The 11,016-nt window shown below is 54.6% G+C and carries 12 protein-coding genes; 5 read left to right on the top strand and 7 right to left on the bottom strand.

Annotation, left to right across the window (positions count from 1 at the left end):
- Positions 1–138: 138 nt before the first annotated feature.
- Genes RUMCAL_RS05335 through RUMCAL_RS05315 form a run of 5 tightly spaced genes read left to right on the top strand, consistent with a single transcriptional unit; the run spans position 139 to position 4,734 of the window.
- A complete protein-coding gene (locus RUMCAL_RS05335) occupies positions 139–681 on the top strand; it encodes a DJ-1 family glyoxalase III (RefSeq protein WP_021681592.1) in 543 nt (180 codons plus the stop codon).
- Positions 674–1,270 (top strand): 5-formyltetrahydrofolate cyclo-ligase, encoded by a 597-nt coding sequence (locus RUMCAL_RS14450; RefSeq protein ID WP_021681591.1) that lies wholly within the window; start codon positions 674–676, stop codon positions 1,268–1,270. The genes RUMCAL_RS05335 and RUMCAL_RS14450 overlap by 8 nt, the downstream gene beginning before the upstream one ends.
- Positions 1,263–2,789, top strand: a complete 1,527-nt coding sequence (gene mltG, locus RUMCAL_RS05325) for an endolytic transglycosylase MltG (protein WP_021681590.1) — start codon at positions 1,263–1,265, stop codon at positions 2,787–2,789. The genes RUMCAL_RS14450 and mltG overlap by 8 nt, the downstream gene beginning before the upstream one ends.
- Positions 2,773–3,993, top strand: coding sequence for a peptidase U32 family protein (locus RUMCAL_RS05320; protein ID WP_021681589.1), 1,221 nt, complete (start codon positions 2,773–2,775; stop codon positions 3,991–3,993). The genes mltG and RUMCAL_RS05320 overlap by 17 nt, the downstream gene beginning before the upstream one ends.
- A 12-nt stretch (positions 3,994–4,005) precedes the next feature.
- Complete coding sequence (locus RUMCAL_RS05315) at positions 4,006–4,734, top strand: hypothetical protein (protein ID WP_021681588.1); 729 nt, start codon at positions 4,006–4,008, stop codon at positions 4,732–4,734.
- Between the two features lie 120 nt (positions 4,735–4,854).
- Here RUMCAL_RS05315 and RUMCAL_RS05310 read toward each other — a convergent pair whose 3' ends face one another.
- The 7 genes from RUMCAL_RS05310 to RUMCAL_RS15880 form a co-directional block, all read right to left on the bottom strand.
- Positions 4,855–5,604, bottom strand: a complete 750-nt coding sequence (locus tag RUMCAL_RS05310; protein WP_021681587.1) for a hypothetical protein — start codon at positions 5,602–5,604, stop codon at positions 4,855–4,857.
- A 3-nt stretch (positions 5,605–5,607) separates the two neighbouring features.
- A complete protein-coding gene (locus tag RUMCAL_RS05305) occupies positions 5,608–6,870 on the bottom strand; it encodes a glutamate-5-semialdehyde dehydrogenase (RefSeq protein WP_021681586.1) in 1,263 nt (420 codons plus the stop codon).
- A gap of 301 nt (positions 6,871–7,171) precedes the next feature.
- Complete coding sequence (locus RUMCAL_RS05300) at positions 7,172–7,633, bottom strand: GNAT family N-acetyltransferase (protein ID WP_040647136.1); 462 nt, start codon at positions 7,631–7,633, stop codon at positions 7,172–7,174.
- A gap of 615 nt (positions 7,634–8,248) precedes the next feature.
- Entirely contained in the window at positions 8,249–9,037 is a 789-nt protein-coding gene (gene proB / locus RUMCAL_RS05290; protein WP_021681581.1) for a glutamate 5-kinase, read from the bottom strand.
- A gap of 14 nt (positions 9,038–9,051) precedes the next feature.
- Positions 9,052–10,002 (bottom strand): D-2-hydroxyacid dehydrogenase, encoded by a 951-nt coding sequence (locus RUMCAL_RS05285; RefSeq protein ID WP_021681580.1) that lies wholly within the window; start codon positions 10,000–10,002, stop codon positions 9,052–9,054.
- Positions 9,999–10,322: a hypothetical protein gene (locus RUMCAL_RS05280; RefSeq protein ID WP_021681579.1), complete on the bottom strand. Its 324-nt coding sequence runs from the start codon at positions 10,320–10,322 to the stop codon at positions 9,999–10,001. Before RUMCAL_RS05280 ends, RUMCAL_RS05285 begins: the two co-directional genes overlap by 4 nt.
- 291 nt (positions 10,323–10,613) lie before the next feature.
- Positions 10,614–11,016: hypothetical protein (locus tag RUMCAL_RS15880; RefSeq protein WP_021681577.1), on the bottom strand; the 403-nt coding region annotated here is incomplete at its 5' end.

Below are 11,016 nucleotides of genomic sequence, written 5' to 3'. Positions count from 1 at the left end.
CTGTCGCACAATCTTTGTGCGGTATTGCCTTGAAAATTTTAAAACAGCACTGCACAAAGCTTTGATGTCAGACTGCGTGCAAAGCCCACAGACGGGTTTCGTGCGGTGCTGCCTCAACATACAGAAAGGATCATCACTATGATTTATGTATTTCTTGCCAATGGATTTGAAGAAGTCGAAGCTCTTGCACCGGTGGATATGCTCCGCCGTGCCAAGCAGGAAGTGACCACTGTAGGCGTGACCGGAAAGATCGTCACCGGCTCACACCACATTCCCGTGACCGCAGACATCACCGCAGAGGAATTGCAGATCGGCGGCGATATGGATATGATCGTGCTGCCGGGCGGCATGCCGGGCACGCTGAACGAGGAAGCTTCTCCGGTGGTGCAGGCTGTCATTGACTATTGCGTTGCCAATGACCGCTGGATCGGTGCGATTTGTGCTGCTCCCTCTATTCTGGGACACAAGGGCGTGCTGAACGGAAAGACTGCTACCTGCTATACCGGCTTCGAAAAGGAACTGACCGGAGCGGAGATCGGCAGCGACGGTGTCATTCGGGACGGCAAGATCATTACCGCACGGGGTGCCGGCGTGGCAGTGGATTTCGGTCTGGAACTGGTGGGAGCCGTATGCGGCAGAGAAACCCAGCAGCAGATTCGCGGGTCCATTCTCTGTGATTGAGCAGATTGCGGCAAAACAGGCTCTCCGGCAGGAAATGCGTCGCCGCCGCAAAGCAATGCCGCCGGAAGAAAAAGCCGCAGGGGAACAGCGGCTTTGCCGCCGGTTTCTGGAAAGTTCGTATTACCGGAACTGCCGCCAGCTGTTTTGTTTTGTTGCCCTGCCGCAGGAACCGGAAACACGGGGCATTCTCCGGCAGGCTCTGGCGGACGGTAAAATTGTTGCCGTGCCCCGCTGTCTGCCGGAACGCCGCATGGCATTTCACCAGTTGAACAGGGAAGTGCCGCTGGAACAGCAGCTGCTCTCCGGCAGCTTCGGCGTGGCAGAACCGCAGGAAACGCTGCCGGTCATCACGCCCCAGCCGGAGCAGGTACCGCTGTGTCTGGTGCCGGGGCTGGCGTTTGACCGAAAGGGCGGCAGACTGGGCTATGGTGCCGGCTATTACGACCGCTTTCTGGCGGCGTATCCCTTTTTACTGAAAATCGGCTGTGCACTGACACCGTTTCTCACGGACTGTGTGCCCACGGAACCGACAGACCAGCGTCTGGACGGTATTGCTACAGAATCTTCGCTGGAGGTATGGAATGGATAACAAAGACTTCAACCGCGATCAATTGCTGAATGAGATCCTGCGGGAAACGGCAGCTCCCAGGAGCCAGCCGGCTCCTCAGCCCGCACCGGCACGGGATCCGGAACCGCCAAAACCGGCTTCCGCTGCTCCGGCAGCCCGGCCGGCACCGGCAGAACCGGTACGTCCTGCGGCAGCACCGCAGACACAGCAGCAGCCGGCTGCGGAAACACCGGCACCGGAACCCGACAACCGCACTGTTCTTTTCAACAGTGCCCAGTGGAATACGGATCAGGTGTTCACCGCCCGGCAGCCGGTATTGGAAAATGACCCGCTGTATGAAGATCTGGAAGGGGAGAGCCAGCCGTTTCGTCCGGAATCGGTACATAGCACCACTGCCAGCACCGCCAAGCGTCCCCGCAAAAAGCGGAAACAGCATCGTGTCATCAGTGCACTGGCAATGATCATTATCATCATTGGCGTGTCCATTCTGCTGTCCAGTGCCCTGATCGTCTACGGGCGTGATCTTCTGGGCATCAACAGCGACAGTTCCACCAAGATCGTTACCATTCCGCAGGGAGCCACCATGAAAGAGATCGCAGGGACTTTGCAGGATTCGGGGATCATTACCAAGCCGGACTTTTTTGTCTTTATCGTGGGCATGAGCGACAAGGACAAGGACATCAAGCCCGGCGACCACGAGCTGCGGCCGGACATGGCGTATGAAACCATTCTGAGTGAGTTGATCAGTGATCCCATGGACAGTTCACTGTCGGTATCTGTGACATTTCCGGAGGGAATGCGTCTGGTAGATGCCGCAGATCTGCTGGAAGAAAACAACGTCTGCGATGCCGACGAATTTCTGGATTACTTTAACCACAGTGCGAAGTTCGGCTATGCCTATGAGGACTATCTGCCCAGCTTCCAGGACGAAAAGTTCTATCAGATGGAGGGCTATCTGTTCCCCGATACCTATACATTCTATCAGGAAATGGACGTGGAACTGGTCTGCCAGAAGATTCTGGGGAACTTCAACGACAAGATCACCAAGGACATGTATGACCGCATGGACGCTCTGCATATTTCGCTGGATCAGACCATTACGCTGGCATCGATGATCCAGGCAGAGGCAGGGAACACCGAGCAGATGGCGACGATCTCTTCCGTATTCTGGAATCGTCTGAACAATGCCACCGAGTATCCGCTGCTCCAGTCCGATCCCACCACCAAGTATGTGGAAGAAGTCATCAAGCCTCACAGCGAGTCCTATAATCAGGATCTGTATACCTCTTACGATACCTATCAGTGCACCGGTCTGCCGGCTGGCCCGATCTGCAATCCGGGCAGCGAAGCCATTCACGCGGCACTCTATCCGGACAACACCAACTACTATTTCTTCTACTCCAACATTGACACCAAGGAAACCTACTTTGCGGAAACCTTGCAGGAGCACGAAGCCAACCAGCAGAAAGTGCAGGAACAGCAGGAAGCAGCCGCAGCTGCGGAAAGCAGCGAGGAGGAAAGCAATGACACAGAAGAATAAACCGGAACTGCTGGCACCTGCCGGCGATCTGGAACGCCTCCGCGGGGCTCTGGATTACGGGGCAGATGCGGTGTATCTGGGACGGGAAAGCTTCAGTATGCGGGCGGCGGCAAGCAATTTTCACAGTGCGGAACAGCTGCACGAAGCCGTTGCACTGGCACATCAGTACGGGAAAAAGGTATACCTCACCTGCAACACCCTGCCCCGCAACGAGGAAATTCCCACATTTCCCCAGTTCCTGCGGGAGGCACAGGAAGCCGGAGCAGATGCCCTGATTCTGGCAGACCTGGGGCTTCTGGCAACGGCTCGGAAGCTGGCACCGGATATGGAGATCCACATGTCTACCCAGACCGGTATTGTCAACTATGCCACTTGTCAGGCTCTGTATGATATGGGCGTGAAACGTGCCGTGCTGGCACGGGAGCTTTCGCTGGAGGAGATCGCCGGTATTCGGGCAAAGATTCCGGCGGAAATGGAACTGGAAGTGTTTGTCCACGGTGCCATGTGCATGTCCTTTTCGGGACGCTGTCTGCTGTCCGCCTATCTCACCGGACGGGATGCCAACCGCGGTGCCTGTGCACAGCCCTGCCGCTGGAACTATCACGTGGTGGAATCCAAGCGGGAGGGACAGTATTTCCCTGTGGAGGAAACCGATGAGGGCACTTATATTTTCAACGCGAAAGACCTCTGCATGATCGACCATTTGCAGGAACTGCTGGACGCCGGCGTGGACAGCCTGAAAATCGAGGGGCGGAACAAGTCGGCGTACTATGTGGCAATTATCACCAACGCTTATCGTGCGGCTCTGGACGCGGCAATGGCAGGACAGCCGGCACCGGAATGGGCACTGCGGGAAGTGGTACAGGTCAGTCATCGGGAATACTGCACCGGCTTTTTCTATGGCAGAGAAAACGCTGCCCAGCGATACGCCGACAGCAGCTATGTCCGGAATTGTGACGTGGTGGCAGTGGTCAACCGCTGGGAACAGGGCAGATTGTACCTCACCCAGAGAAACCGCTTTTTTGCGGGGGATTCTCTGGAAATCGTGGCTGCCGGACAGCCGCCGGTGACGGTGGCTGCACAGGGGCTGGAAAACGAGGACGGCGAATCTATCGAAACCGCAAATCATGCCATGATGCAGTGCTCCATTGCCTGTGAAACGGCATTCCCCGCAGGCAGCGTGGTGCGGAAACCGGTGGAATAAGGAGGCGTTTTCATGCGGCATACACAAGCGATCATTCTGGCAGCAGTGCTGCTTGCCGGTATCGTGTCCGGCGGCTGCACCCGAATCCACAGTGCAGAGGAATTGACAAAGGACACCAGACCGGAAACCACGCCGGTGTTCACCGATGCCCCGAAGCTGGAATTCTCCGCAGATGGGGTAGACCCTTACGCCAATGTGATCGCGTACTATGTGGAACAGTATCAGAAAGATCTGGAAAGTGACGATATGCTTCAGCCGTTCACCTATGTGCTCTATGATATGGACAAGGACGGCACACCGGAACTGATCGTTCGGACAGGCTACAGCGAAGCGGATTATGCCCTCTACGTCTGGACAGCCGATGCGGACAAACAGCCGGTACAGGTGGAGGGCTGTGGAAACGGTGCCCATACCCAGATCTACGGCTCGGAAACAGAACTGGGCTTTTTCATCAACAGCTGTCACATGGACACGGAATATATTGCACAGGATTATCTGACAGAGGGGAACTCGCTGGAAGAAGTGCAGATCTACGCCTACCAGATGGAGAACGAAGCACAGTCGGCTTACGGCTATTACGATCTCACCGCCGGAGAGGGCTTTTTCCGGCTGGACGAGCAGAGCATCGAGGACTATCGCTATAAAGCCAGCCCGCAGGTGAAAGATGCCAAAACTGCCCTGTCGCTGGAGGAGTATCAGAAACAGCTGGAACAGCTGGACAATGCTCACGCTGTGGGATAAAACTTTCATAGATCGTATAAAACGCCTCGGCAAACGGTAAAAATTCCGTTTGCCGAGGCGTTTTAGTTTAGGCAATACCGCACAATCTTTGTGCGGTATTGCCCTTATTATCAACATACCCTAGTGTATTTTCCGCATCTTTTCCATAGTGATCGCTGTCACGATCCACCGCAGCCACGGCAGACACATGACCACCTGCAAAAAGATTCGCCAGGGCTTTTTCCAGCCCAGACAGGGAGCACAGGCGATCAGATACCGGCTGCCGTAGACAATGCCCATGACATAGGGAATCAGCAGGGCGACAAGATACAGCAGCAGGGGCAGAGCCATCAGAAGTGTCACATATCCCAGCATCACGGCTCCGAAAATAATTGCCGGCAGGAAAATAATGCCGAACATCAGAACCAGCAGTGCAAATATCCACCAGAAACTGAGCAGGTACACAAGCAGAATGACACCGGAAACCAGCATCAGCAGGAAAAACGGCAGGGAGAGCCACAGCATGGTCAGCTGTTGTTTTGCCGCCTGCTGCGGGGTGCTGCCGGTTTGGGAAATGGGTACACAGCTGCAAGTGCGTACCATGGTATAGCACCATGTCATGGCACAAAATGCTACTGCCAGTTTGGGCAGGAAGGACAGCGGTGCCGGCAGATCATACAAATACCGCAGGACTTGCAGCACAGGATTCGAATCGGTCTGGTTCGGGAACAGAACGTACACCCAAACCATCGCTGCCAGCGGAAGCAGTGCTCCAACCAGTGAAAACAGATGCAGCAGTACCTGTGAGCGGGTGCGTTCTGGGTGCAGCTTTCCGACAATGTCCAGAATCACCAGCACGGCACAGCCGATGCCGCAGAGAATTGGCAGCACGACTTACTCCCGAATCTGGCCGTTGCCACTGACCAGATACTTCACTGTGGTCAGTTCGTGCAGTCCCATAGGTCCTCTTGCGTGGAGCTTCTGGGTGGAGATGCCGATCTCTGCACCGTAGCCGAACTCGCCGCCGTCGGTAAATCGCGTGGAGGCGTTGACATAGACGACTGCCGCATCAACGGTTCGCTGGAATTTCTGGGCAGCGTCCAGATCGCGGGTGATGATGCATTCCGAGTGCTTGGTGCTGTACTTGGCGATATGTGCCATGGCTTCGTCCAGACTTGCCACCACTTTCACGGTAATTTTGTAGTCGTTGAATTCTGTGTCATACAGTTCTTCCGTCACCGGCTGAACGGCATCGCCTAGAATCTTCCGTGTCTGTTCATCGCCGTAAATAGTCACATCATGGGTGCGGAATGCAGCCTGTACCCGCGGCAGAATTTCTGCGGCAACGTCCTGATGCACGATCAGCCCTTCAATGGCGTTGCAGACAGAGGGACGCTGGGTCTTGGCGTTGTCGATGATGCGGACAGCCATTTCATAATCCGCTTCGCCGTGCAGGCAGCTGTCCACATAGACGTGACAGTTTCCGGCACCGGTTTCAATGACCGGCACGGTGGACTGCCGCAGCACTGCCTGAATCAGACCGGCACCGCCGCGGGGGATCAGCACGTCCAGATAGCCAGTCAGGTGCATCATGTCGGCGGCAGTTTCACGGGAAGTGTCCTCCACCAGTTGAATGATGTCCTTGGGCAGTCCGGCAGTTTCCACAGCGTCCCGCATGATCTCTGCCAGTGCGGTGTTGGAGTGGATCGCCTCCTTGCCGCCGCGGAGAATGACCACGTTTCCGGCTTTCAGGCAGAGGGTGGCAGCATCTACGGTGACATTGGGGCGGGATTCAAAGATAATGCCGATGACACCCAGCGGCACACGGGTTTTGAGGATCTGCAAGCCGTTGGGGCGGACAGAGCCGCTGTCTACAGAACCAATGGGATCTTCGGCGGCGATCAGCTGGCGGGCAGCATTTGCCATGCCGGAAATGCGGGCAGGAGTCAGCCGCAGTCGATCCTGCAGCGATTCTGTCATGTGGTTCTGTACGGCAGCCTCCAAGTCTTTGGCGTTGGCGGCGAGGATTTCCTCCTGTCTTGCCAGCAGGGCATCGGCAATGGCAGCGAGGGCGTTGTTTTTGACCTGCGGTGCGGCAGTGGCAATGGCGGATTCCACAGCTTTTGCCTTGACACCAAGGGTTTCAGCGTAATTCATGGGTATGCTCCTTTCCGAATGATAAAAAGTGGGATTGACGATTCAAAGAAGATTTTTTTGGTGCAGCAATTTTTCTAAAAAATGCTGCCGAGGTCCAGGGCGAGAAGCCCTGGTCGCTGTCCGCAGACAGCGAAATCTCTGCGCCGTGCTTTTGGCGCATGGAGAAAAGGGTGAGAAAATCGACAGATTTTCGAGGGAAAGCGAACACGACCGCTTTCCCTGGCTGCCCCTTTTGTATTGGTGACTCTGTAAAACATCCCAGTGGGATGTTTTACACGGAAGCGTTCTCTAATGATTTCTTTCATGACAGCGGGTACTGCAAAAACCGCCCGTTTTTCTCGAATCCATATGCGGTGTATAACAGCACACCCATTTCAGACGCAGTGATCCACACGGCTCCGCAGCCATAGGTTCTGGCTTCTTCCACCACATGATCCAGCAGTTTTCGGGCAATGCCTTGTCTGCGATAGGCGGGGTTCGTGTACATGCTGGAGAGCAGCCCGATTTTGCCGGTGGGATTGCTGTAGTACGGCGGCTTTTCCACAAACGACATGCCGCTGGTGCCGACAATTTTTTCACCGTCCACCGCCAGCCATGACACGAAAGTGCCGTCTGCCAGATGCTTCTGGTAGTATGCTGTCAGTGCCGGCTCTAAGTCCAGATCGGACTGTGCCCCTTCTTCTTTTAGCTGCGTGATTCGCATTGTCACAAATGTGGGAACGTCTGCTTCTGTCAGACGGCGGTAGGTCAGTAGAGCGTTCATGGGCATGCTCCTTTCCAGATGATAAAGGTGGATGAGAAGATTTTTTAGTGCAGCTATTTTTCTAAAAAATGCTGTCCATGTTGATACTGCACCAAGTCTTGTTTCAGGTATCTCGTGAGAAATATTCCACTGGAATATTTCTCATAGGTTTCTTGCTGGAAAAGGGTAATCAGGGGGAGCCACGGAAATCAATTTTCATGATAGCCTCCCCTGAAAGGGGAGGGGGACCGCCGTTAGGCGGTGGAGGGGTTTTTCGTAAAATCTTTTTATGACATTTTCGGCATAAGTGGAACCCCCTCAGTCAGTGCTACGCACTGCCAGCTCCCCTTTCAGGGGAGCCTCACTTGTCAAATCTCATAATTTGGCATAATTTAAATCAACATATTTTTAAAAATTGATTTCCGTGGAGGGGAAGCGGTCTTGTTCGCTTCCCCTCGAAAATCTGCCGATTTTCTCACCCCTTTCTCCGCGTGCCGAAAGCGTGGCACGGGGAGTTTCGCTGTCTGCGGACAGCGATCAGGGCTCCTCGCCCTGAACCTCGCCAGCATTTTTGAAAAAATTGCTGGAGCAAAAAACGCTATTGATGCAATCACCTGCGGGTTTCGTGTGATAAATTCATTCTGCCAGAAAATGTGTTCCGATCGGTTCGCCGTCAAAGAGGGCGTACAGCTGTTCCGGATCTCTGCCGTTCATGATGACCATATCCACGCCGGCTTCGGTGGCAATTTTTGCAGCATTGATCTTGGTTGCCATGCCGCCGCTGCCCAGTGCCGAACCGGCACCGCCTGCCATTTGTTCAATGCGGGCATCGATTTTCCGGACTTCCCGAATGACCTGTGCATTGGCATCGGTGCGGGGGTCGGCGGAGTACAGTCCGTTGATGTCGGACAGGATAATCAGCAGATCTGCTCCCACTGCGGCAGCAACCGTAGCGGAAAGGGAGTCGTTTTCGCCGATTTCCAGTTCCAGCTCATCGATCGCCACCGTGTCGTTCTCGTTGACAATGGGAATCACACCCATTTCCAGCAGTCTGCCAATGGTGTTCTGTACGTGGGGCAGACGCTCGTTGGTCAGGGTGGCACGTGTCAGCAAAATCTGTGCCACGGTAACATTATATTTGGAAAACATGTCGTCGTAAATGTGCATCAGTTCGCACTGTCCCACTGCGGCAGCAGCCTGTTTGGAGGGCGTGTCCTTGGGGCGTTCCGGCAGGTTCAGCTTGCCGACACCCATGCCCACCGCACCGGAGGAAACCAGCAGCAGTTCCTTTCCCGCGTTGTGGAGGTCGGACAAGATCCGCACCAGATTGGTCATGCGGCGAATGTTCAGTTTTCCGGTTTTATGTGTCAGCGTGGAGGTTCCCAGCTTGAGAACGATACGCTTTTTTGAGGATACATCTATCATTTTGGTTTTTCTCCTTATGGTGCAGTAATCACATTCTGCGGCGTTCCGGCGAGCCAGCACCGTAAATTTTCCGCCGCCAGTTCCAGCAGCCGCTGTCTGGTTTCCAGCGGTGTCCATGCCGCATGGGGTGTCAGTGTGCAGTTTTCCAGCCCGAACAGCGGCGTATCTCCCATGGGTTCTTCTGTCAGCACGTCCAGTGCGGCACCGGCGATCACGCCCTTTTGCAGAGCCTGTGCCAGGTCGGCTTCCACGATCAGTCCGCCCCGTGCGGTATTCACCAGCAGAGCCGTGGGCTTCATGGTGCTCAGCCGCCGGGCATTGACCATGCCGGTAGTCTGTTCTGTCAGGGGCGTGTGCAGGGTGAGAATGTCCGCCTGCCGGAACGCTTCGTCCAGCGATACCAGCGGATAGGGGCAGTTTTGGGGCTGGGTTCGTGTGGCGATGCAGAGCCGCATGCCAAAAGCAGCACCAATTGCGGCAACCTTTTTGCCGATGCTGCCGTAGCCCACCACTGCCAGCGTTTTTCCGGCGAGTTCCTGCATGGGGTAGGGCATGATGCAGAACGTCTTTGCCTGTTTCCACGCACCCTGCCGGACAGCGGCATCATACTGTGCCACGCGGCTGTAGTGGTGAAGGATCAGGGCAAAGGTGTGCTGTGCCACGGCATCGGTGGAATAGCCTGCCACATTGCAGACTGTCACGCCGTGTGCTTTTGCGGCGGCAATGTCGATGTTGTTATAGCCGGTGGCACATTCGCCCACATACCGCAGCTTCGGACAGCGGTCGAACAATTCCGCCGGAATGGGCGTTTTGTTGCAGAGAATGCCGTCGGCATCGCTCACACGTTCCGCCAGCTGTTCCGGTGCGGTGAGGTCGTAGATCTGCACTTCGCCAAACTGTGAAAATATGTCCAGCGACACCCCGCCGCCGGACAGAGTCGCTCCGTCTGTCACTACCAGTTTCATGCGTCGGTTTCCTCAGTTTTGCTGTCAACGGCGGTGTCGGCTGCCTGTGCAGCGGCTGCCTGCTTCTCCTTTTTGCGGGCGATTATGGACAGAACAATGGCTCCCAGCAGAAGCACCAGTTCAAAGATGCCCACCGTGTGGAACCAGACCTTGTTGTGTTCGCCGCCGACGTAGATCAGCAGGGAAGCGACGATGCCCACTGCCAGAAGCAGCTGGTACGGGCGACGCAGGCGAATGAACTGCACAACGAAAAAGGCTCCTGCGATCAGGCAGAAGATCAGGTGATAGGTGAATGAAATCGGAAATGTACTTGCGTCCATAGTGAAAAAACTTCCTTTCTGTTGATACGAATCCTGTTTACGGGATTCCCATGACCGGCGTTCTGCCGGATATACCCTTCTATTATAGCATAGATGATGCTGGTTTGCAATGGGTTTTGTGCACTTTTTGGGTGGCTGCCCATAGAAAAAGCCGCCGGCAGAATTGCCGACGGCTTGCGTTTCAAACGAAAGCAGTTATAAACGTCTGTTTCGTATTTTGTGTCATCAATTTTTTTGAGAAATGCATGCAAAAAGATGCGAAGCAGACTCTAATACATGCTCAAAATCGCCTTAATACACGCTCAAAGTAACGTTTGCCGTTGTTGGTCCAACAACGTTGATATTCACGGTTCCCGGAATAGAATCCATTGTGAGATCATAGCGTCCTTCTTCAAAATAAATGGTCTTTTGGATTCCTGCTCCCATAAATCCCACGTCAACCAGTGCAGTTAGAGCATCTGTATTGTCCAGAACGCCGTCACCGTTCACGTCCATCAAGTTATAGCATACTTCCGAAAATTCGTCGTTATAATCCAGAACAGAATCCAGAAGATCTGCACCCTTTACGTTGGAGCAAGCGTTTCCGGCACCAGATCTGGCAACACAATACAACTGGAAGTACACCGTTACTACGTCCAGCTGAGATGTCTTATCCATTTGTCCCAGTTCATACACCTGATTCTCATGGATCCAG

Source organism: Ruminococcus callidus ATCC 27760 (assembly GCF_000468015.1).
Classification (GTDB): Bacteria; Bacillota; Clostridia; order Oscillospirales; family Ruminococcaceae; genus Ruminococcus_C; species Ruminococcus_C callidus.
Note: the sequence above shows the minus strand (reverse complement) of the source record. Positions and strands in the feature narration are given on the sequence as shown.